At 65.9% G+C, this 22,053-nt stretch carries 16 protein-coding genes and 1 pseudogene; 4 read left to right on the forward strand and 13 right to left on the reverse strand.

The features are described from left to right. Nucleotides 1–50: 50 nt before the first annotated feature. From XI03_RS27665 to XI03_RS27675, 3 genes are read right to left on the reverse strand one after another with little or no spacing between them, the layout of a single operon-like run. A complete protein-coding gene (locus XI03_RS27665) occupies nt 51–635 on the reverse strand; it encodes a DUF1254 domain-containing protein (RefSeq protein ID WP_028142993.1) in 585 nt (194 codons plus the stop codon). Next, nucleotides 632–1,210 carry a DUF1214 domain-containing protein gene (locus tag XI03_RS27670; RefSeq protein WP_038971507.1) on the reverse strand — a complete coding sequence of 193 codons (579 nt, stop codon included), beginning with the start codon at nt 1,208–1,210 and terminating at the stop codon, nt 632–634. The genes XI03_RS27665 and XI03_RS27670 overlap by 4 nt, the downstream gene beginning before the upstream one ends. 9 nt (nt 1,211–1,219) lie before the next feature. Then, nucleotides 1,220–3,508, reverse strand: a complete 2,289-nt coding sequence (locus XI03_RS27675; protein ID WP_018315809.1) for a transglycosylase domain-containing protein — start codon at nt 3,506–3,508, stop codon at nt 1,220–1,222. 294 nt (nt 3,509–3,802) lie between these two features. Between XI03_RS27675 and XI03_RS27680 the strand changes: the two genes are divergently transcribed. Together XI03_RS27680 and XI03_RS27685 are read left to right on the forward strand one after the other, a co-directional pair. Next, the gene (locus XI03_RS27680; RefSeq protein ID WP_018315810.1) at nt 3,803–4,318 is read left to right on the forward strand and encodes a YcgN family cysteine cluster protein; all 516 of its coding nucleotides are present in this window, start codon (nt 3,803–3,805) and stop codon (nt 4,316–4,318) included. Between the two features lie 163 nt (nt 4,319–4,481). Next, complete coding sequence (locus XI03_RS27685) at nt 4,482–6,065, forward strand: MDR family MFS transporter (protein ID WP_271593878.1); 1,584 nt, start codon at nt 4,482–4,484, stop codon at nt 6,063–6,065. A 4-nt stretch (nt 6,066–6,069) separates the two neighbouring features. Here the strand turns inward: XI03_RS27685 and XI03_RS27690 are convergent, their stop codons facing one another. The 10 genes and pseudogenes from XI03_RS27690 to ku form a co-directional block, all read right to left on the reverse strand. Continuing rightward, nucleotides 6,070–7,770, reverse strand: a complete 1,701-nt coding sequence (locus XI03_RS27690) for an alpha/beta hydrolase (protein ID WP_271593879.1) — start codon at nt 7,768–7,770, stop codon at nt 6,070–6,072. 27 nt (nt 7,771–7,797) lie between these two features. Then, entirely contained in the window at nt 7,798–11,376 is a 3,579-nt protein-coding gene (locus tag XI03_RS27695; RefSeq protein WP_271593880.1) for a GAF domain-containing sensor histidine kinase, read from the reverse strand. Between the two features lie 94 nt (nt 11,377–11,470). Continuing rightward, nucleotides 11,471–13,108, reverse strand: a pseudogene (locus XI03_RS27700) (thiamine pyrophosphate-requiring protein); the annotation flags it as partial. Between the two features lie 217 nt (nt 13,109–13,325). Continuing rightward, a complete protein-coding gene (locus XI03_RS27705) occupies nt 13,326–13,853 on the reverse strand; it encodes a hypothetical protein (protein WP_312015357.1) in 528 nt (175 codons plus the stop codon). A 901-nt stretch (nt 13,854–14,754) separates the two neighbouring features. Continuing rightward, the gene (locus tag XI03_RS27710; protein ID WP_271593881.1) at nt 14,755–16,350 is read right to left on the reverse strand and encodes an MBL fold metallo-hydrolase; all 1,596 of its coding nucleotides are present in this window, start codon (nt 16,348–16,350) and stop codon (nt 14,755–14,757) included. Continuing rightward, nucleotides 16,347–17,267: a ribose-phosphate pyrophosphokinase gene (locus XI03_RS27715; RefSeq protein WP_271593882.1), complete on the reverse strand. Its 921-nt coding sequence runs from the start codon at nt 17,265–17,267 to the stop codon at nt 16,347–16,349. Before XI03_RS27715 ends, XI03_RS27710 begins: the two co-directional genes overlap by 4 nt. Further along, complete coding sequence (locus tag XI03_RS27720) at nt 17,264–18,805, reverse strand: thymidine phosphorylase family protein (RefSeq protein WP_028143001.1); 1,542 nt, start codon at nt 18,803–18,805, stop codon at nt 17,264–17,266. Before XI03_RS27720 ends, XI03_RS27715 begins: the two co-directional genes overlap by 4 nt. A gap of 215 nt (nt 18,806–19,020) precedes the next feature. After that, the gene (locus XI03_RS27725) at nt 19,021–19,185 is read right to left on the reverse strand and encodes a Flp family type IVb pilin (RefSeq protein ID WP_018315817.1); all 165 of its coding nucleotides are present in this window, start codon (nt 19,183–19,185) and stop codon (nt 19,021–19,023) included. 289 nt (nt 19,186–19,474) lie between these two features. Next, a complete protein-coding gene (locus XI03_RS27730; protein WP_271593883.1) occupies nt 19,475–19,711 on the reverse strand; it encodes a hypothetical protein in 237 nt (78 codons plus the stop codon). Between the two features lie 57 nt (nt 19,712–19,768). Beyond that, nucleotides 19,769–20,752, reverse strand: coding sequence for a non-homologous end joining protein Ku (ku, locus tag XI03_RS27735; protein ID WP_271593884.1), 984 nt, complete (start codon nt 20,750–20,752; stop codon nt 19,769–19,771). A 236-nt stretch (nt 20,753–20,988) separates the two neighbouring features. Here ku and XI03_RS27740 point away from each other — a divergent pair, with 236 nt between their 5' ends. Beyond that, on the forward strand, nt 20,989–21,144 hold the full coding sequence (locus XI03_RS27740) for a hypothetical protein (RefSeq protein ID WP_018315820.1): 156 nt from the start codon (nt 20,989–20,991) through the stop codon (nt 21,142–21,144). 230 nt (nt 21,145–21,374) lie between these two features. Next, nucleotides 21,375–22,040 carry a response regulator transcription factor gene (locus XI03_RS27745; protein WP_018315821.1) on the forward strand — a complete coding sequence of 222 codons (666 nt, stop codon included), beginning with the start codon at nt 21,375–21,377 and terminating at the stop codon, nt 22,038–22,040. Nucleotides 22,041–22,053: the final 13 nt, after the last annotated feature.

Genomic DNA, 22,053 nt, shown 5'->3' on the forward strand with positions numbered 1-22,053 from the left:
CGCTACTGTGCATTCGCGCTTTTGTTTTGCGAACGCCTGAACAGCCCCGCTCAGCGCCGGCCGCGCGGGGCCTCGGCCTTGGCCGGCGGCTCGGTCTGCGGGCCGCAGCTCGCGGCCGCAAGCGTCGCCTGCGCCTGCGGCATCAGGCCGGGCTCGGGGGCGAGCGCCTTCATCACGATCAGGCCGGTGGTGCTGGGGGAATCGATGATCAGGCGGTCGGCCGCGGTGACCTCTTCGTCCTCGGGCAGCTCGTTGTGCTGCGCTTCCGTCATCAGGTCGAGCTCGATCACCTTGCGGCCCGCCGAGCGGTCGTTGATGGCGTAATAGGCGATCTCGTTGCGGGTGTAGAACGACACCGAGGTGTAGGCCTGGCTCACCGGCACCGTCAGCTTGATCGGCCCGCTTGTGAGGTCATACCGGCAGATCGCCAGCGCAAAGGCCGGGTCCATGAACGGCATCGGTGATGTCTGCGGATCGGCGAGGGGAAGCTGGCTGACGCCATTGAGCTTCGTCATCGGCGTCAGTCGCGAATAGGCATCCTGCGTCGCGATCCGCGGCAGCGCCAGCACGCTGACGAGGTGGACCACGAGGCCCAGCACCACGCCGGCAACGACGGTGAACAAGAGGCGGATCATGAGCAGCCCGCCGTCGTGATGGTGGGCATCGGCGCATCGCGCTGGGTGCGCGTGGCAACGCCGACCGGGGTGTCGTAGAGCCGCAGCATCAAGGCGTAGCGCTCGATGCCGCCGGTCGGCAGCCAGTTGCCGGCGCGCGAGCGCGAGGCGATGCGGATCTCGAACGAACCGTCCGACTGCCGCACGATCTCCTGGCTGGTGAAGCCGTAGCGCTGCAGCGAATTGGCGACGAGATGGCCCTTGCGGTCGTACAGCGTCAGCGTCCAGAACCGCGCCGGCGGCGTCACGCCGGAGACGATCACGTCGCAGCGGCCGTCGAGCGCCTTCTTCTTGTCGTCGGTGGTGGCGGTGAAGGCGACGCCGTCGCCGGTGCCGATCGGCAGCTCGCCGTTGCGCACGATGGTGGCGCGCGAATAGGGATCGACGTCGGCGGTGCCGGTGCGCGGGCGCGCGGTCCAGGCGCCGATGGTCAGCGCGCCGATCTCGGTGCCGCGCGTCGTCGTCATCCAGGTCGCGCCCAAGCCGACCACCGTCGCGAGCAGAAGGGCCGTCAATGTGATCAGGATCAGCCGCACTTGTTTCGATCAGTTCTTGCGCGGGGCGGAGGCGTTGGCATTCTCTTCCGCATAGTTCTGCGGAAAGGCGAGCGCGCTCGTCGCCGAGGGCGGCCTCGCCGCCTTGGTGTCGGCATCCGCCGATTTCTTCGCCGTCTTGGCGGCGTCATCCAGCAGCTTCTCGACGCGCACCAGGATGTCGGCGCCGCGCTTGGTCAGCACCGGCGGCGGACCCGGCTTGGTCTCCAGCACCTTCGGCGCCGCGTTGGCCTGCGCGTTGCTCACATGCTGCGGCGGCAGCTTCTGGCCCATGCCGATGCCGGGGATCTCCCGGACCTCGACGCCCTGATGCGCCGCGAGCATGATGTCGTGCCAGGTCTGCGCCGGCAGCGAGCCGCCGGTCATGCGGTTGGTCGGCGAGTAGTCGTCGTTGCCGTACCAGACCGCGCAGGTGAAATTGCCGGTGTAGCCGACGAACCAGGCGTCGCGATACGCGTTGGTCGTGCCGGTCTTGCCCGCGGTCGGAATGCCGTCGAGCGCGGCACGGCGCGCGGTGCCTTCGCTGACGACGTGGCTCATCATGCCCGCCATGTCGGCGGCCACGGAGGCGGGGATCGCCTGCCGCGGCTTCGGCCCGTCGCGGTCCCAGCGCCAGACGAGGTCGCCGGCGCCGGTGCGCACTTCGAGCACCGAATGCGGCGTCACCGCCTTGCCGCGGTTGGGGAAGGTCGCGTAGGCGACCGCGTGCTCGAGCACGGTGACTTCGTCCGAGCCGATCGGCAGCGACGGCGTGTCGGGCAGCGGCGCCTTGAGGCCGAAGCGGCGCGCGACTTCGACGATCTTGGCGCGGCCGATCTTGGCCGGGTTCGGCGCCTTCGGCTGCTCCTTCTGGCCGATCGCGATCGACAGCTTCACCGGCACGACGTTGATCGAGCGCGTGATCGCCTGCGTCAGCGTCACCGAGCCGGAATAGGAATGGCCATAGTTCTGCGGGCACCAATTGCCGATGCAGACCGGGCCGTCGACCACGATCGAGTTCGGCGTAAAACCGTTCAGCAGCGCGGTGGTGTAGACGTAGGGCTTGAACGAGGAGCCCGGCTGGCGGTAGGCGTCGGTGGCGCGGTTGAACTGGCTGGCGCCATAGTCGCGGCCGCCGACCATGGCGCGGATGCCGCCGTCGAGATCGGACACCACGGTCGCCGCTTGCGTTGCGTGATAATCGCGGCCGAACTGGCGCAGCTGGTTCTCGACCGCGTCTTCGGCGGCCTTCTGCACGTTGGTGTCGATGGCGAGGCGCACCACGAAGACGCGCTCGGTGTAGGACTTCGGGAAAGTGTCGACCAGCTTGCGCATCTCGTCGAAGGCGTAGTCGAGATAGTAGTTCGGCGAAGCCTCGTCGCGGCGATCGACCGCGAAGGCCGGATTGCGACGGGCGCCGAACACCTGGCCCTCGGTCATGAAGCCGGCATCGACGAGGTTGTCGAGCACGACGTTGGCGCGGGCGCGGGCGGCGGGCAGGTTGATGTGCGGGGCGTATTTGGTCGGGGCCTTGAACAGGCCGGCGAGCATCGCAGCTTCCGCCAGCGTCACGTCGCGCGCGGACTTGTTGAAGTAGAAATGTGCCGCGCCGTCGACGCCGAAGGTGCCACCGCCCATATAGGCGCGGTCCAGATAGAGCTTGAGGATCTCGTTCTTGGTCAGGCGCCATTCCAGCCAGACCGCGAGGAAGGCCTCGTTGACCTTGCGCTCGATGGTGCGCTCGTTGCTGAGGAACAGGTTCTTGGCGAGCTGCTGGGTGATCGAGGAGCCGCCCTGGCGGACGCCGCCGGCCTGCGCGTTGGTCACGAGCGCGCGCGCGGTGCCGGCGATGTCGATGCCGAAATGCTCGTAGAAGCGACGGTCCTCGGTCGCCAGCGTCGCCTTGATCAGCACGTCCGGGAAATCTTCCAGCGGGATCGAGTCGTTGTGCTTGATGCCGCGGCTGCCGATCGGGTTGCCGTAGCGGTCGAGGAAGCTCACGGCGAGATCGGACTTCTTCAGCCAGTCCTCGTCCGCGGTCTCGCGGAAGGCGGGGATGGCGAGGGTGAGCATCACGACCAGGCCGCCGAGGCCGAGGGTGGCGGCCTCCGACAGCGGCTCGATGAACACCCAGCGCTTCCAGCGTCCGACATAGAAGCGGTCCATGAAGGTCGAGTAGCGCTCGTAGAGCTCGCGGATGCCCTTGGCCGAGGAGAACAGCGAGGAGTCGATGCGCGCATCGAGGTCCAGGAAGAAATTCCGGACCTTCTGCTTCCAATGCGGTGGTATGATCTGGCGCACCTAGAACCCTTGAGGCTTGGTTCGAAAGCGTTCAAGCACCCGGCCGGGGGCGGCATCGAGACGTCTTGAGGGAATGTTGCGGCAAACCCAAGGCGCCCGGCCAGCATCCGAGGGGCTTGCTGTTCCTTCTAGCCGAGCGGGGCCCATAAACCAATGGTCACGCTCGCGATTTTGAACAACAGGCCTAATTGACCCCGGATCATTACGGGCCTCAAAGGTGGGTTGCTTGCACCACCCCGGCCGCACGCCCTAGATGGCTCGAGCCGTAGCTCTTTCGAACTTTTGTTGAGGCGCATGACCGCAGTTCCCAAACGACCTTCAGGCCAGGAAGGATTCTTCTGGAAAACCAAGACGTTGGAAGAGATGTCGGCGGGCGAATGGGAAAGCCTGTGCGACGGCTGCGGGCGCTGCTGCCTGAACAAGCTCGAGGACGAGGACACCGGGCAGATCTATTTCACCCATATCGGCTGCAAGCTGCTCGATGGGATGAGCTGCGCCTGCAAGGACTATCCGAATCGCTCCGACAAGGTTCCGGACTGCGTCCGCCTGACGCCGGCCAATGTCCGCACCCTGAACTGGCTGCCGCCGAGCTGCGGCTACAAGCTGGTCGCCGAAGGGCGCGATCTCTATTGGTGGCATCCGCTGGTCTCCGGTGATCCCAACACCGTGCATGACGCCGGCGTCTCCGTGCGCGGACGGGTGGAAGGCAGCGAGGACGAGATCCCGGACGAGGAGCTCGAGGACCACATCGTGCAATGGCCGGCGCTGCTGCCGAAACGAGCCCGCCTGAAGCGACGTCCGAAGGACTGAACCGCCGTCAGGTTTTGCGCGGCGATCACGTCTTCGGGATGGCCCGGGGGCGGGATGCACCCATGCGCCGCGGCGTCTGCCTGGGAAGAACTTTGCTGTCTACATTGGGCTGCATAGAACGAATCCTTCGCGGTGTTGCGCCGCCCCACGACGTCCGAGCGAGATGAACAAGTTCGACCGGCAGAGCAGTTCTGCCGACATCCAGACTTTGCCTGACGATATCGCCGAGGAGCTGTCCCGGCTTCCCAGCGAAGTCATCAGCGTCGATGATGCGCCCTCCATCGCGCCGCCGGTGCCGCTGTCGCAGGACGAGGTCCGCACCATCGTCATCAGCCTGATGCTGACGATGTTCCTGGCCGCCCTCGACCAGACCATCGTGGCGACCGCGTTGCCGACCATCGGCCGCCAGTTCCAGGACGTCTCCAATCTCTCCTGGGTCATCACCGCCTATCTGCTCGCCTCGACCGCGGTCGCGCCGGTGTTCGGCACGCTCAGCGATATCTACGGCCGCCGCGTCATGATCATCATCTCGCTCAGCCTGTTCGTGGCGGGCTCGGTGCTGTGCGCAGTCGCGCCGAACATGCCGATGCTGATCCTGGCGCGCGGCCTTCAGGGGCTCGGCGGCGGCGGCATCATGCCTGTCGTGCAGACCGTGATCTCGGACGTCGTCTCCCCGCGCGAGCGCGGCCAGTACCAGGCCTATTTCTCCAGCGTCTGGATGGTCGGCGGGATTTTGGGCCCGGTCATCGGCGGTGTGTTCGCCGAGCATCTGCACTGGTCGATGATCTTCTGGATCAACCTGCCGCTCGCGGCCGCGGCCATCGTGATGCTGCTGCCGAAGATGAAGAAGATCCCGGTGTTCCACCGCAAGCGCAAGGTCGATTGGCTCGGCGGCGTTTTGCTGATGGCGTCCGCCGTCGTCTTCATGCTGGTGCTGACCTGGGGCGGTACGCGCTATCCCTGGCTGTCGCCGACCGTGCTTGCGATGGTGGGCGGTGCCGTCGCGCTCGCCGTCAGCTTCGTGTGGCACGCCCGGCGGGCCGACGAGCCGTTCCTGCCGTTGAAGCTGCTGACCGGATCGGTCGCGCCGTTCGCACTGACTGCCGGCGGCTGCGGGCTCGGGGCGATCACCGGCCTCACCGTGCAGCTGCCGCTGTATTACGAGTCGGTCTACCATTTGAGCGCAAGCGAAGCGGGTCTTGCGCTGATCCCGCTCGCGGCGGTCTCGACCGTCGGTGCGGCCGTCGCCGGTCGCACCATGGCCCGTGCAAAACACTACAAGCGCGTCGCCATCATCGGCACGTCCTGGGCCGCGCTGTGCGGCCTCGGCCTCACGCTCACCACTCTGCCGCTGTGGGGCTTGCTCACGCTGATGGCGGCGTTCGCGCTCGGGCTCGGCACCACCTTCCCGGTCTGCGTGGTCTCGCTGCAGAACTCGGTGGCGCGTCCGCAGGTCGGCACCATCACCGGCGCGATGAACTTCTTCCGCTCGCTGATGTCCTCGTTCACGGTCGCCGCGTTCGCGGCGATCCTGCTGATCGCGCTCGGCATCGACGTTCCGCTCGCCGGCGAGCACCACGCCGCGGGCGCCGTCGCTATTCCCACTGAGGACATGCGCCACGCGTTCCGCTACGTGTTCGGCGCCGCCACCGCGCTGATGACCATTGCCGCGCTGTGCCTGATCGCGATGGAGGAGCGGCCGCTGGCCGGTCCCGCCACGGCGCAGCCGGTGGAGATGGCGGAGTAGGCGCCTAGCCGCCGCGGTCGGAATCGTCGTCGATATTGCCTGCGCCCGTCTTCCGGGCTTTCGCCGCAAGCTGCGCTTTGAGCTGTGCCAGCGCCTCGGCGGACCAGTCATGGACATCGGTCACCGCGATCCAGGCATCGACATAATGCTCGGGCGCATAGACATGGCCAAAGCCCATCGGCGTGTTGGTCGCAACCGCCATGTCGAGGGCGAGCTGGAGCATCGTCACGATCGGATACCATCGCAGCTCCGGTGACACGTCCGGCCCGCGCGGCGCGCTCATCCAGGCCGGGGCCTGGTAGGCATCGCGATAGGCGAAGAAGGTGATCGCGTCGCTGGCATATTGCAGGTAGACGACGCGCATCGGACCCCACGGCGCGTCTGCCGCGACCGTCGGTCCGTTCTGGTTCATGAAGCGCACGAAGCGGTTGTCGCGGAATTCCGGCAGCCACGCCGGCGATCCCGGATTGCGGTTCGCCGTGATCGAGCGCCACAGGCGGCTCTCGAACGGCGCCCCGCTCCATAGCGCGCCGGCAATGGGATCGCCGATCATCTCGAACAGTTCCGCGGATTTCTCCGAATTCATGGCGCCGAGGCTGAGCCCGTGCAGATACAGTTTCGGCCGCCTGTCCCTCGGTAGCGTCGTCCAGTAGCCGTAGATCTCCGCGAACAGCGCGCGCGCCGCCTCCGCGCCGTATTCGGGCTGAAACAACAGCGACATCGGGCTGTTGAGATAGGAGTACTGCATCGCGACGCTGGCGACGTCGCCATGGTGGAGATATTCGACGGTGTCCATCGCAGCAGGGTCGATCCAGCCGGTGCCGGTCGGCGTGACGACGATCAGGATCTTGCGATCAAAACCGCGCTGGCGCTTGAGCTCCTCGAGCGCAAGCCTGGCGCGCGCCTGCGCGGTGGCGCCGCCGGCGAGGCCGACATAGACCCGGACCGGGTCCTGCGCCGGCCTTCCGCTGACGGCGCTGATCTCGGTTGCGTTCGGACCCGAGGCAATGAACCGGCGTCCCGTGCGTCCGAGTTCGTTCCACTTCACCAGCGACGCCGGGCTTCCCGTCCGATCGGCGGCGGTCGGTTGCGGCCGCTCGGGCTCGTGCAAGGCGTCGAGCTCGCGGAAGGACGAATCGAGTGCGCGAAACGCCGTGTTGATCAGGACATTGCTGGCGATCGACCAGAGCAGCAGGCCTGCGGCGAGTACGCCGATGACGTTGGCGAGTTTCCGCGGAATGACGCGCCTCGTATGCGTGGCGAGGAAGCGGGCGAGGAGTGCGAACAGCCGTCCCAGCACCAGCAGCACGACGAAACTGACCAGGGCGATGACGCAGACCTTGAGCGGATGCGCGGTCTCGACCGGCGCCATCTTCATCACGGCGCGGATCGAGTTCTGCCATTCGGCTGCGCGCCACAGGAAGACGATGACGACGAGCAGGCAGGCGGCTGCCGCCAGCGCATTCGCAATCGATCTGGCGCGCGCCGAAGGCTCGGGCAGCTCGAGATAGTGCCACAGCCGCCGCCACAGCACGCCGGCGAAATAGCCGATCGCAAAGCAGCCGCCGGCGAGGACACCTTGCGTGAGATAGCTCCTGGGGATCAGCGTCGGCGTCAGTGCAGCCGCGAAGAACAGCGCACCGAGCATGAGGCCGACGCCGGATAGCGAGAGGAGTTGTCGCCGAATGAACCGCGCCAGATTCATCAAAACGCCTCCCGGGCGAAGTTGTCCTCAGGGCTTGTCCGAAAAGCTGCTCTTGCGCGGCAGCACAATCGTGAATTCGGTGAACTCGCCGGGCGTGGTCGCGACGTCGATCGTGCCGCCATGCTGCTTCACCACGATATCGTGGCTCATCGACAGCCCGAGGCCGGTGCCTTCACCGGCCGGCTTGGTGGTGAAGAAAGGATTGAACATCTTCTCCTTCACCTCGTCCGGGATGCCCGTGCCGTTGTCGCGGATGCGGATCTCGACGTGATCGCCGCGGTCGCGGGTCGCGGCGGTCACGACCGGCTCGTAACCCGTCGCCGCGGTCTCCGCCTTGCGCCTGGCGACCGCATGGAATCCGTTTCCGATCAGGTTCAGCAGCACCCGGGTGATCTCCTGCGGGAACACATCGGCCGAGCCTGCCGCCGGATCGAGCTCGCGCTTCAGCGTCACGTCGAACTGCGGCTTCTCGGCCCGTGCGCCGTGATAGGCGAGGTTGAGGCTCTCCTCGACCACGGCGTTGACGTCGCTCAACCGATGCTCGCCGCCGCCCTCGCGCGAATGCAGCAGCATGTTCTTGACGATGGAATCGGCGCGCCGTCCATGCTGGACGATTTTCCCGAGATTGTCCTTGAGAAGCCCCGTGAGCTCGTCGACTTCGCTGCGGACATCACCGGCGAGCGTCACGGGCGCGAGCACCTCGTTCAGTTCGTCGGTCAGCTCGGCGGACAGCGAGGCAAAATTGTTGACGAAGTTGAGCGGGTTCTTGATCTCATGCGCGATGCCGGCGGTGAGCTGGCCGAGGGAGGCGAGCTTCTCGGTCTGGACCAGCCGATCCTGCGCCGCGCGCAAGTCGTCGAGCGACTTCGCAAGCTCCCGCGTGCGGTCCTGCACTTCGTCGAAGAGGCGCACATTCTCGATCGCGATGACGGCTTGGTCGGCGAAACTGGTAACGAGTTCGATTTGCTTTTCGCTGAACGGCCGGATCGCGCGACGTGCGAGAACAATAGCGCCAACAGTGCTGCCTTCGCGCAGCAGGGGTACACCCAGGAAGCTACGCGGATTTCCGCTCAATTCCTGGCCTTCAAAGGAGTAATCGGGGTCCTCGAGCACATCGGTGACATGAACAACCTTGTCGCCGAGCAGAGTCCTGCCCGTGATGGTACGCCTATCCGGCCGGACCGGAAGATCTCTTACATATTCGACGAATTTGGCTGGAAAGCCGTAGGAGCCCGCCCGGAAATAGGTGCTGCCGGATTTGCGGGTAATCGCCGCCATATCGGCCTCGCATAGTCGCGCCGCCGATTCGACCAGCGTATCGAGCACGGCCTGCAAGTCGAACGCCGAGCGGCTGATAACCTTGAGCACGTCGGCAGTCGCCGTCTGTTGTTGCAGCGACTCGGTCAAATTCTCGGTGCGCTGACGCAATTCACCGAGCAGCCGCGCGTTCTCGATGGCGATCACGGCTTGCGCCGCGAACTGCTTCAGCAAGGTGATCTGCTTCTCCGAGAAGGGTCGGTTCTCCTGCCTGAAGATCATGACGTTGCCGACCACGCGCTCGTCCTGGAGCAACGGCACCGCGAGCAGGCAGCGGGCGCCGCCGAGATCGACCAGCGCCCGACGATTCGGCTCACCGCTGCGATAGACGTCCGACTCCAGCAGGTCGACGATTTCGACGAACGGTTCGCCCTTCAAAAGACGCGCCGGCGCAGTGGCCGGACCATAGTTGAGGGGCGCCTTGCGCCGGAATTCATCGTAGGCAGGCGGCAGGCCGTAAGTGGCGGCCGTGCGGAACTGCATGCCGTCGTAGGTGTTGAGCACGCCGAAACTGGCGCCGCAGAGCTGCATTGCCTTGCTGAGCATCGCCTCGAACACCGGCGCGAGATCCCCGGCCGATCGGCTGATGACGCTGAGCACCTCCGATGTCGCGGTCTGCTGCTCCAGTGACTCTGCAAGTTCGTGCGTCCGCGCCTGCACCTCGTTGAACAGGCGCGTGTTCTCGATGGCGATCACGGCCTGGTCGGCAAAGGTCTGGAGCAGGGCGATCGCCTTGTCCGGGAAAGGACCGGCCTCGGGCCGCGTCACGCCAATGGTGCCGATCGCAACGCCGTCGCGCAGCATCGGGATCACGAGGATGCTGCGATAGCCTCTGGTGCGCGCCAGCTCCTTCATGGCGTCCGTGAGGTCGCCTTCGTTCTGCATGTCGCTGCGGAATGCGAACTTTCCGCTCGTCGCCACCCGGCTGTGAATGCCGGATGCCGCCAGCGGCGCCGGGAATGAGCTGAGCAGATCCGCGTTGCCGGCCTCGTTGTCGGTGGTGAAGGCCGCCAGGTGCAGCAGGCCGTCGATGACGCGGGTGACGGCGGAGGAATGTCCGCCGATCAGCGCCTTGGCGCTGTCGGAGATCGCCTGGAACACCGGCGTGACGTCGGCAGGCGAAGCCGCGATCACCTTGAGGATGTCGGCGGTCGCGGTCTGACGCTCCAGCGCCTCCCGCGTCGCATTGAACAGGCTGACATTCTTGATCGCGATCACCGCCTGATCGGCGAAGGTCTGCAGCAGCCGCACATGATGCTCAGTGAAGGCGCCGGTCGCACGGCGCGTTGTGATGATGATGCCGATCGCTTCGCCCTCGCTCATCAGCGGCGCGAACAGCATGCTGCGATAGCCGCGGGCGCGGGCGATGTCGCGGGCGGCCGGCTCGAGTTCGGTGTCGGGCAGTTGCGCCGCCGCACCCTTGGCCACGAGCTGGTAGGGCGGGAACTGCGCGAACGGCACCGGGAACGAGGCCTGCAGCACGCGATCGCCGGCCGGATCTGTCGGCGTGAAGGCGGCAAGGTGCGCAGCACCGTCGACATAGCGCAGCACGGCCGTGGAGAAGCCACCGATCAGCCGGTTGGCGTTGGCCGCAATGGCCTCGAACACCGGCTGCACGTCCGAGGGCGAGGCCGCCATCACCTTCAAAATGTCCGCCGTGGCGGTCTGGCGCTCCAGTGCCTCGCGCGTCGTGTTGAACAGCCGTGCATTCTCGATCGCGATCACGGCCTGGTCGGCAAGGGTCTGGAGCAGCTGCACGAGGTCGGGCGTGAACGCGCCCGGCTCGGCGCGGGTGACGCTGATCATGCCGACCGGCGTGCCCTGGTTCATCAGCGGCATGAACAGCACGCTGCGGAAGCCGCGCAGCCGTGCCAGATCGCGGTTCAGCTGCGGCACGTCGGCGGCTTCGCTGTCGGGAAACTGGATCGTCTCGCCGCCACGCACCAGCGCAAAGGTCGGAAACTCCGCGATCTTGCGCGGGAACGACGCCTTGAGCCCTTCGTCCGCTTCCGGACTGGTCGGCGTGAACGCCACGAGTTGCAGCTCGTCGCCGATGAATTGAAGCACGGTGGCGGAGAAGCCGTCGAGCAAGCGCTTGGAACTCGACGCGATCGCCTCGAACACCGGCCGGGCATCGGAGGGCGAGGCCGCGATGGTGCGCAGGATCTCGGCGCTGGCGCTTTGGCGATCCCGCGCAGTCGCGAGCTCACTGCGCAGCTGCGCGGTTTCGGCTGCGGCCGACAGCAATCGGCGCTCGAGTTGTTCGATTTCGTTGGAAGGGGACGTCATTCCTGATCCGGCTCGATGCCGCGACACGCGCGGCACCTGCCCGGATTATCACATCTTCCGCGCCCTGAGCCAGCGGTTGCGGCGGAGGCCCATCTCACGTCCCCGGCCGCGACACCTCCGTCTCCTTGCTGGTGATGAACTCCAGCAGCACCGGAACGCCTTCCTGCGTCTTCTGGATGCCGCGTTTGATCGCGGGGATGATGTCCTCTGGCCTCGTCACCCGCTCGCCATAGCCGCCGAAGGCCCGCGCCATCGCGGCATAGTCGCCGGAGATGTCGGTCGAGCGATATTTTTCGGTCGAGACCGGCATCACCTTCAGCTCGATCGCCATCGAGAAATTATTGAGCAGGATCGACATGATCGGGATGCGCTCGCGCACTGCGGTCTCGAAATCCATGCCGGTGAAGCCGATCGCCGCATCGCCCCAGACATTGATGCAGAGCTTGTCGGGCTTTGCGAGCTTGGCGCCCATGGCAAGGCCAAGGCCGTAGCCGAGTTGCGTCGTCTTGCCCCAGCCGAGATAGGTGAGGGGTTTCGTCGATTTCCAGAACGGGGAGAGCTGGTCGCGCGGACTGCCGGCATCGTGCGTGATGATGGTGTTGTCGATGTCGACGGTGTGTTGCAGGTCCCATAGCACGCGATAGGGGCTCAAGGGGGCGTCATTGCTGGTGAGCTTCGGCATCCATTTCGCCAGCCACTCCTTGTGCGAGGCCGCGATCTCGGCCGCGACCGCGGAGGCATCACGGTCCGCGGTGACGGACTTGCCGACCTCCTCCAGCAGCGCGTCGAGCACGAGCCCGGCGTCGCCGACGAGGCCGATTTTCGCTTCCACATCCTTGTTGAGATGATTGGGATCGAGCGTGGAATGGATGATGGTCTTGCCCTTCGGCATCGCGATGCCGAAGTTCGTTTCGGTGAACGAGCAGCCGATGCCGAGGATGACGTCGGCCTCGGCGAGGAATTTTGGCACCGCGCGCGGCACCGCGAGGCCGCCGGAGCCGAGCGAGAGCGGATGCGTTTCCGGGAACGAGGATTTGCCCCCTAAGCTGGTGGTGACGGGGATTGCCAGCCGCTCCGCGAGCCGCTGCAATCGCGGCCAGGCCTGCGCGTAATGCACGCCCTGGCCGGCATAGATCACCGCGCGCTTGGCGTTGACGAGCAGGCCGGCCGCCTCCTTCACATGCACGGGGTCGGCGCCGTAGCGCGTGCGCAGCACCGGCGTGTAGTCGAGCGGCTCCGGCACCTCCTCGTTCCACATGTCGGAGGGGATTTCGACGATCACGGGGCCGCCGCGGCCGTTCTTCAGCTTGGTAAAGGCGCGGCGGAAGATGTTGGCGACCTCGGTCGCCAGAATGATCGGCTCGGACGATTTCGCGAAGGGCTTCATCGCCTCGCTGGAATTGAAGTTCGGCTCGATATGCGCCAGCCGGCGCTGATAGCCCATCGGCAACACCAGGACGGGAACGGACTCGCCGAAGCATTGCGCGACGCCGCCCATCGCGTTCTCCGCGCCGGGCCCATGCTGCATGCAGAACGCGCCGATGCTGCGTCCCGACGTCACCCGCGAGATCGCATCCGCCATGTGGATGCCGACGCGCTCCTGCCGCACCATCACAGGGCGGATCTCGGCCTTGGCGGCGTGCTCGATCAGATGGTTGACGGGATAGCCGCAGAGGATCTCGATCCCCTCGCGCCGCATGATTTCCGCAATGGCGGTGCCGAGCTTCATGGCGTCTCTCCCTGGGCAGGCCGGTTGGTCCGGCGTTGGGGAGAGAGAGGATCAGGAAATTGCGGGAGGGTAAAGTGCGGGACGCGAAGGAGGCGGTAGGTCAGCTATGCAGCGCGCTGCCATAGCCCGGAGGGAGCGAAGTGCAATCGGGGATAGCTGCACCCGCTGCGCCGGCCCCGGATTTCGCTTTCGCTCCATCCGGCCGACGGGAAGCTCCGTCCTACTTGCAGTTTCGGCAGATCATCAGCTTGCGCTTCAACGCCTCATCTTCCTGATCGATCAATTGCTGAGCCGTGTTGCCTTGCGTATCCGGATTGGGCGTGGAGCCCTTTGCCGCGCGCGACCTGATCGGTCGCGTCGTCCGATCCGGAGTGTCATTGTCGTCACTGGTGGCACGGAAGCCGTCATAGTCGGCGGCAGAATTCGGCGCTTGTGGAAGTCCGCCAGTCGGGGGTGTCGGTGAGATCCTGTCCGACGCTGCCGGGGAATTTTTGGCATTCGCCCGTGGCGGCGATGCCTTGGGCGGAGCAAGCGAAACCGGCGGCGCGGTCTGTCCCCTCGCGCTGTCCTGAGACCAGACGCCGGCAAGCAAGAGGCTGAGTGCCAAGAGCGTCACGCTTCTCATCCGCATCTTCAACAGCTCCGGTCCATCGATTGACAGCATGGTTCGTCGAGCCACGCCGTGCTGAAGACTATCAGGACTCACATGGCGGTCAAAGTTCCGCAGCCGGATCCGGGGAAGATGCATCTGTGGGAGCGGCGCTCGAATTCGGCTCCGCGGCATCGGGGGCTACGATCGCTTGTGTTGCTTGTCGGGCAAAACACACCAGCGGTGGGTCTATGGCTACGCCTCAAAATATTCGCGTTTACAGAAATTCTGTTTTGCCGTACAAGCCGACACATCCCGCCCGCCACAAGGGGCGTTTCGCGATCGTCACGAGACGCGGGCCGGGATGCGGTGGCCGCGACGGCGTCGGCGCGTCATGTTGGTTGCAGGGCGGAGATCCCGTGAGCAGCGGCAGGCGCGATACGACACGGCGCTGACAGCGTCCTTGTTCGGCCCCGATGGCGAGCGCACGCCAGCCGTCGGGGATGCGGATGTGGATGTGCGCGGACGGAGAAGTCGTGTGGTCCTGACGCCCGGGGTCTGTGCGTCAAGGCTTGCGGTGATGTGGCGGCCCGACCGGGCGCGTGCATCAGCCATCTGCAAGGCGACGGGGGCAATAGTGCATCGCTCCCCGGGGAGAGCACGAAGGACACCGTGAAAACCATCGCGCAGGGAAGGCCGGGCGACCGGCATCACCTGTCGTCCACCCCGTGCGCGTTTCTTTCGCACACGCGGGACCTCGGGTGCCAGCCGGCGCCCGGCCTTCCCCGCGCCCTTGCTGAGATAAGGGCGGAAGAGGATAGCAAAGCTCGGGCGAAACGCGCCGCGAGGATGAGCAGCCATGTCTATCGCCAAACGGCGTTCTCGTGCCCCGGACGCAGCGCAGCGCGCCGCATCTTCGCGGCGTGGTGCGCTGCAGAGCCGGGGCCCATGCACCGGCGGAATGTGCAGCCGTCTGGGTCCCGGCTCTGCGCAGCAGCGTAAGAACGCTGCAGCGCGTCCGGGACAAGAGAGAGGCGCGTTTCAGCGCCGTCATGTCCCGTCACGCCTTCTCCTCCAGCGCGCGGCGCAGCCTTCGGATGATGACGCCGCGGGCGCGGTCGTCGGCGGCTGCCCCAACCCTGTCGTTGATGTCGAGCATGAGCTCCGACATCTCGTTGTGCCAGTCGAGACGGGTCACGGCCTCCGGCGCGAGCCGCCGGCGGTGATCGACGTCGAGCACGCGCGGTTCGGGCGCGGCGAGCTCGTAGATATCGTCGAGCACCGGCTGGTAGACCCTGGCCGCCGGAACGATGCGCTCGGCAATGCGTTCGGCGAGTCCCGCGATCGCGCCTTCCTCGCCATGGACCAGGAACAGCCCGCGGGAAATGGGTCGGCGCGCCGCGATCCAGCTGGCGATGCCGGCGCCGTCGGCATGGCCCGAATATTCGTCGATCATGCGGATGCGAGCCGCGACCTTGATCTCCTCGCCCTGGATCCGCACGGCCTTGGCTCCGTTCTGGAGGAAGCGGCCGAGCGTACCGTTGGCCTGGAAGCCGGCGAGCAGCACCGTCGCGCGCTCGTTCCACAGCCAGCGCTTCAGATGGTGGCGAATGCGGCCGGCGTCGCACATGCCGCTCGCGGCGATGATGATATGGAATCCGGACAGGCGCATGATCGCCTTGCTTTCGTCCGCGGTCTCGGTGAATTTGAGATGCGGCGAGTTGAGCAGGCGCGCGGCATCGACGGACGGGTCGAGGCTCTCGGCATGGCGGCGAAACACTTCGGTGGCGCGGATCGCGAGCGGAGAATCGAGGAAGATTGGTGCGGTCGGAATCTCGCCGTGCTCCATCAGGTCGACGAGATCGACGATCAGCTCCTGGGTGCGCTCGACCGCGAAGGCGGGCATCAACAGCGCGCCGCCGGCCGTCGCGGCATCGCGCACCTCGGCCGCGAGGTGTTTGCGGCGGAGCTCAGGTGTGGTGGCCTCGCGCAGCCGGTCGCCGTAGGTCGATTCCGAGATGACGTAGTCGAAATCGGCCGGCGCCTCGGGATCGGGCTGCAGCAGCTTGGCCTCCGGCCCGACATCGCCGGACAGCAGCACGCGCAGTGGACGTGGCGCGCCCCGTTCGGCGATTTCGAGCTCGATCGAGGCCGAGCCGAGCAGATGGCCGGCGTTCCAGTAGCGCGCGCGGACGCCCGGGATCACGTCGGTCCAGCGTTCATAGTCGACCGCGCGAAACGATTGCAGCGATGCAATGGCATCGGCCTGCGTGTAGATCGGCGCGACCTGCTTTCGTCCGCGCGAGGCATTGCGACGGTTGAGCTGCGTGACTTCCGATTCCTGGATGCTGCCGGCGTCTGGCAACATGTAGGAGCAGAGGTCGATCGTGCCGCGCGTCGCCAGGATCGGTCCGTCGAACCCCGCGCGCACGAGCTTCGGCAAGAGACCGCTATGGTCGATATGGGCGTGCGTGAGCAGCACGGCATCGATATCGGCGGGGCGGAACGGAAAGGCGCCGTAGTTGAGCTCCTTCAGCGTCTTCTGGCCCTGGAACAGGCCGCAATCGACCAGGAAGCGGCCGGCCGCGGTCTGGAACAGATAGCTCGAACCGGTCACGGTGCGGGCGGCGCCGCAAAATCGAACGGTGATGCTCATGGCGTCGTCTCCGGAGGAAGTGTCGTCGTCAGCTCGGACCGCAAGGCGGCCGCGAGACTCTCGTCGAGGGAAATCGCGTTGGTCGGATGCGGAACGCTGTCGGTCGAGCGGATTGACCGGATGCCGGCGCTGGCGAACGCGACGGTCATCGCGGGTGGAAACAGCGCGTGCGTGATGACCGCATCGACGGCGGTGGCGCCCATCGCCGTCACGGCCTTCGCCGCGGCCATCAGCGTCGTCCCGGAGGAGACGATGTCATCCACCAGCAGCGCCGGCCGTCCCGCGAGCAGGCCGGGATCGGCAAAACTGATCGCTACGGAACGATCGCCGTGCCGCGTCTTTTGCGCCACCGTGTGCTGCAGTCGCAGCCGGCTCGCGATGTCGTTCACCCAGGGCTCGGACTCCCTGTCGGGTCCGATCACGATTGTCGCGGGATCGATGCCGCTCGTCGCCAGCGCGTTCGCGATGACAGGCATGGCGGACAGGTTCTCCGCTTCGATACCCGGAAAGACCGATCTGATGTCGGGGGTGCGGTGCAAATGCGCATCCACGGTGACGATACGGTCCACGATCGTTGCAAGCAGATTGCCCATGGCCCGCTGGCTGATGGCCTCGCCCGGATGAAATGCAGCATCCTGCCGCATGTAGCAGAGATAGGGCGCGACCAGCACCAGCCGCTTCGCGCCGTTGCGTCGCAGCGCCTCCGCAGCGAACAGCAGGGCGATCAGCTTGTCGTTGGGTTGGTCGAGCGGGGCATAGAGGATTGTGGTGTCGGCCGCCGGCGCGACGGCGACGCGCAGCTCGCCGTCCGGAAAACGATGCACGGCGATCTCGCTGCAGGCAAGCCCGAGCCGCGCCGCGAGGCGCTTTGCCGCATCGCTGCCGCCGGGCAGGGTCTGAAGCGCGATCGTGCTCACGGCGCCGACTTGCCTTGCAGGGCGTCATGACCGTTGACGACGAACCCGGTCTCCTCGGTGGCGGCATCGGCGGCGAGATCATGCTCGGGGCGGTCGAACGTGTAGACACGATAGAGCGGCTCGCCCTGCTCGACGCGATCGCCGATCTTCTTGAACAGGCGGATACCGGCGCCCTTGTCGAGCGGCGCGCCGGCGGTGCGGGCGAGGCGGTTCAGACGCAGGCAGTCGATCGCGGACACGGTGCCGTCATGCGCCGCCTTGACGTCGAAGCTGAGCGATCCGAGCTCGCTGCTGCATGTCGACGGACCCTGGGCGTCGATGATCTTCTGCATCTGCTTCAGCGCCGCGCCGCTGTCGAGCAGTTCGCGCGCCCTCGCATAGCCGGCGCCGCCGCGCAGCTTCGGATCGTATTCCAGCAGATGGGCGGCGAGCCGGAGCGATTTCTCGCGCAGGTCGCGCGGCGCATCCTTGTCGTTGCCGAGCACGGCCATGACGTCATTGGCCTCGAGCACCGGCCCGATGCCGTTGCCGATCGGTTGGCTTCCGTCGGTCGTGATCACCTCGACCGTGCGGCCGAAACGGTCGCCGACGAATTCGAACAGCTTGCGCAGCCGCATCGCCTCGACGCCATTGGTGACCTTCGCGGTCGGCCCGACCGGAATGTCGATCAACAGATGCGTCGAGCCTGCCGCGATCTTCTTGGACATGATGGAGGCGACCATCTGCTCGCGGGTATCGAGGCTCAGCGGGCGCTCGACCGAGATCAGGACGTCGTCGGCCGGCGACAGGTTCACGTGTCCGCCCCAGATCAGGCAGCCGTTGCAGGCCGAGACGATCGCCTTCATCTCCTCGACGCCGACATTCACCCGCGCCAGCACCTCCATCGTGTCGGCGGTGCCGGCAGGCGAAGTGATGGCGCGCGAAGAAGTCTTCGGGATCGGCAGGCCATGGGCGGCGACGATCGGCACCACGACCATCGAGGTGCGATTGCCGGGAATGCCACCGATGCAATGCTTGTCGACGACGACAGGCGTCGGCCACACCAACTGCGTGCCGGCCTGGGCCATCGCCCCGGTGAGGGCGAGCAACTCGTCGCTGGTGATGAAGCTCGCCGACCCGATCAGGAAGGCGGCGATCTCCATGTCCGAGTAGCGATAATGTGCGAGGTCGTTGATGATCGCGCCGATTTCGGCCGGGCTCAGGGTTCGCCCGCGGATCTTCGCGCGCACCGCTTCCAGGCTCTCCGGCGGCGCCGCGGGCCTCACCGTGACCAGCGTGCCGGCGCCTTGCCCGAAACGCCGCAACGCGGGTTCAGAGAGTCCGATCTCGTCCGGGGCCACCAGCGTATCGTCGTCCGTGATCAGCAACGTCGCCAGCAGGACCTTGCTGCCCTGACGCAGCTCGACGCGGCTGAAGCCGCGGAAGATCTCCGCGCGCAGCGCCTTCGACTGCCTGGAGACGACGACAACGTTCTCGCGGCCGGTATCGAGCCGGACGCGGCGGATTTTCAATTGGGAGTGCGGAAGGTCTGGATGCATGGACAGGCCGGCAGGAAGGGAACGCAACCTCCATGCTTAGACGTCGCCGTCCTGATGCTGTTGACCCAGATCATGGCCCGCGCGCGGGACATGGGTGGGCTGCGGCGGGCCGTCACGCAGGCGCGCTGCTGCAGGCGCGTCGGTCTGGAAATGACAGGGGAAGTCGAATGCCGTGGCGATATCGCCGATGTTGGCCGGCCAAATCGGGGAGCGGGCTACTTTATCCCCGTGCTGATCGCGACAAACTTGTTGTTGAGGAGGGCGCCGCCCATGGTGTTCACGGCCGTTATGATCGCCAGCGCGATGCCTGCGGCAATGAGGCCGTACTCGATCGCGGTTGCACCATTCTCATCGGCAAGGAAGGACCTAAGCAAACGCATTGCCAACTCCCGTTCATCCGATCCAACGTATGGCCGCGTCGTTATCGGACTTGCAAATAGATCGAATAAGTCTTCATGCGCGCCAAAAGTATTAAGCCCGGGCGAGCGCGCCACTGCTCATACGACGGCATTCATTAAATTAAGGTTCCATCGATCCGTCCAACTGGATCGATATCGCCAAGCCACCCTAGGGCTGCGCGGGCACAGCGCCCGTCAGTGCGTCATCGCGGCGCCGCTTAACCGATTGTTGAGCCTGTTCGCCAACGGGCCGGCGAGGACACCAGGGCGCTCATCCGCGCCGGTCGTCCGCATTCAGCGCCCGCAACATGGCGATGCGGGCGAACATCACCCAGCCGCCGCCGGTCTCGGCCGCCTTGATCAAGGTCTCGATGGCGGTCTGCCAGCGCGGCTCGTGCTGGGCGTCCTCGGGCAGCCGCATGATGTAGTCGGCCGCCTCCTGAAGCGTCAGCAGCTCGCGCTTGTCGCTGACGCGAACGGGATCGTCGAACGCCGTCGACCAGGGCATGTCAGGCCGCCAGATCGGCGAGGTGTGGCATCACGGCGCAATCGCGGGGGGATGCGGCTAGCCGGCCTTCTTCGCCCGAGCAGGCGCGCGCACCGGCTTGTCGGGCTTCTTCGAAGTTTCCCTGGTCGCCGTCTTCGCAGCTGCATCCTTGCCGCCCTTGCCGGCGATCGGCAGCAGCATCTCGCGCTGGCCCGCGACGCGCTTCTTCGGCTTCTTGGCTTTCGCGGTCTCCTTGGCGACCTTCGCCGCAGGCGCGGCGTCCTTCTCGCTCGCGATGCTCTTCTTCAGCGCGTCCATCAAGTTGATGACGTTGCCGCCGCTCTTCGGCGCGGCCTTGGCGGTGATCGGGGCGCCGCTGCGCTTCTTGTTGATGAGATCGATCAGCGCGGTCTCGTAATGGTCCTCGAACAGCTCGGGGTCGAACGCGCCGGATTTCTTCTCGACGATGTGCTTGGCGAGGTCGAGCATGTCCCTGGTCAGCTTCACGTCCTGGATGTCGTCGAAATATTCGGCCTCGCTGCGGACCTCGTAGGGGTAGCGCAGCAGCGTGCCCATCAGGCCGCTCTCGAGCGGCTCCAGCGCGATGATGTGCTCGCGGTTGGTCAGCACCACGCGGCCGATCGCGACCTTGTCCATGCTGCGGATGGTCTCGCGGATCACCGCATAGGCGTCATGGCCGACCTTGCCGTCGGGCACGAGATAATAGGGGCGGATCAGATAGCGGTTGTCGATGTCGGACTTCGGCACGAACTCGTCGATATCGATCGTGTGGGTCGAGTCGAGCGCGATGTCGTCGAGCTCGTCCTTGGTGACCTCGATATAGGTGTCGGTGTCGACCTTGTAGCCCTTGACGATGTCCTCGGACGTCACCTCGTCGCCGGTCTCGGCGTCGACCTTGAGATACTTGATCCGGTGGCCGGTCTTGCGGTTGATCTGGTTGAAGGAGACCTTCTCGGTATCCGAAGTGGCCGGATAGAGCGCGACCGGACAGGTCACGAGCGACAAACGCAGAAAACCCTTCCAATTGGCGCGGGGGGCCATGGGCTACTCCAAACGCAACAAGGACAGACTTATGAGGATACCATCGGGAAACAGCGAATCATAGCAAGGCCGGGCGTTGAATCTTGCAACTGCGTTAACCGGCCGCCGGGCGTGGGGTCGCGGTCCATTGGGGTGGGAAAAGCCGGAACATCACATCGGATCGGGCGTTGGCTCCGCATGCACGGCTGCGAGAAGGTCGCGGTCATCGGAGGCGACACGCAGAGATTGAGGGCATCATGGCAACCACGCGAGAGCAGCGTCAGATCGTCGAAACACCAACCGAGGCGCGTCAGGGCGAACCTGGGCCGTCAGTTGCCGCATTGCTCGCCATCTCGACCGGGCTTGCGATCCTGATCCTCGCCGTCATCTGGTTCGTGTTCTTCCGGACCTGACGGCCGAATTCACGGGAAGGGCGGACCTTCCGACCTGCCGCAGGACGCGGCACACTGCGCCCGCCATGTTGCCGGCTCGTCCGGTCGCATGGCGGGCGCAGTCGCATGGGCTGCGGACACATCGTATATGACCAAAAAGTAACGCGCCCGGTTCCCCGCGTTCATATTCAGTTCACGCCGGAATTGCTCATCTGGGGCGGTGTTGATGCGGCCTATGTCTGGAGAGAAGCGTGCGCCTGCTCGTTGTTGAGGACGACCCCGATCTCAATCGCCAGCTCACCAAGGCGTTGACCGACGCCGGCTATGTCGTCGATCGCGCCTTCGACGGAGAGGAGGGGCACTATCTCGGCGATAACGAGCCGTATGATGCCGTCGTGCTCGACATCGGCCTGCCGAAGAAGGACGGCATCTCGGTGCTGGAGGCCTGGCGCCGCAACGGCCGCACCATGCCGGTCCTGATCCTCACAGCACGCGACCGCTGGAGCGACAAGGTGCAGGGCTTCGATGCCGGCGCCGACGACTATGTCGCAAAGCCGTTCCATTTGGAGGAAGTGCTGGCCCGTATCCGCGCGCTGCTGCGCCGCTCGACCGGCCATGCCCAGAGCGAGCTCAGCTGCGGCCCCGTCACGCTCGACACCAGGACCGGCCGCGTCAGCGTGTCAGGCAATCCCGTCAAGATGACCTCACACGAATATCGGCTTCTGGCCTACCTGATGCACCATTCCGGCCGGGTGGTCTCGCGCACCGAGCTGGTCGAGCACCTCTACGACCAGGACTTCGACCGCGACTCGAATACGATCGAGGTGTTCGTCGGCCGCATCCGCAAGAAGCTCGACGTCGACATCATCCAGACTGTCCGCGGCCTCGGCTATCTCCTGACCCCGCCGGCCGCCTGAGGCGTTCCGGGGC

This window comes from Bradyrhizobium sp. CCBAU 65884 (genome assembly GCF_028128835.1).
Lineage (GTDB): Bacteria > Pseudomonadota > Alphaproteobacteria > Rhizobiales > Xanthobacteraceae > Bradyrhizobium > Bradyrhizobium ottawaense.

What these genes read in the sequence shown, in the direction of transcription:
- XI03_RS27725 (WP_018315817.1), bottom strand. Translation starts at nt 19,185, where the DNA reads ATGCGTTTGCTTAGGTCCTTCCTTGCCGATGAGAATGGTGCAACCGCG.
- XI03_RS27710 (WP_271593881.1), bottom strand. Translation starts at nt 16,350, where the DNA reads ATGAGCATCACCGTTCGATTTTGCGGCGCCGCCCGCACCGTGACCGGT.
- XI03_RS27730 (WP_271593883.1), bottom strand. Translation starts at nt 19,711, where the DNA reads ATGCCCTGGTCGACGGCGTTCGACGATCCCGTTCGCGTCAGCGACAAG.
- XI03_RS27720 (WP_028143001.1), bottom strand. Translation starts at nt 18,805, where the DNA reads ATGCATCCAGACCTTCCGCACTCCCAATTGAAAATCCGCCGCGTCCGG.
- XI03_RS27695 (WP_271593880.1), bottom strand. Translation starts at nt 11,376, where the DNA reads ATGACGTCCCCTTCCAACGAAATCGAACAACTCGAGCGCCGATTGCTG.
- XI03_RS27665 (WP_028142993.1), bottom strand. Translation starts at nt 635, where the DNA reads ATGATCCGCCTCTTGTTCACCGTCGTTGCCGGCGTGGTGCTGGGCCTC.
- XI03_RS27685 (WP_271593878.1), top strand. Translation starts at nt 4,482, where the DNA reads ATGAACAAGTTCGACCGGCAGAGCAGTTCTGCCGACATCCAGACTTTG.
- XI03_RS27690 (WP_271593879.1), bottom strand. Translation starts at nt 7,770, where the DNA reads ATGAATCTGGCGCGGTTCATTCGGCGACAACTCCTCTCGCTATCCGGC.
- XI03_RS27680 (WP_018315810.1), top strand. Translation starts at nt 3,803, where the DNA reads ATGACCGCAGTTCCCAAACGACCTTCAGGCCAGGAAGGATTCTTCTGG.
- XI03_RS27740 (WP_018315820.1), top strand. Translation starts at nt 20,989, where the DNA reads ATGGCAACCACGCGAGAGCAGCGTCAGATCGTCGAAACACCAACCGAG.
- ku (WP_271593884.1), bottom strand. Translation starts at nt 20,752, where the DNA reads ATGGCCCCCCGCGCCAATTGGAAGGGTTTTCTGCGTTTGTCGCTCGTG.
- XI03_RS27705 (WP_312015357.1), bottom strand. Translation starts at nt 13,853, where the DNA reads ATGCATCTTCCCCGGATCCGGCTGCGGAACTTTGACCGCCATGTGAGT.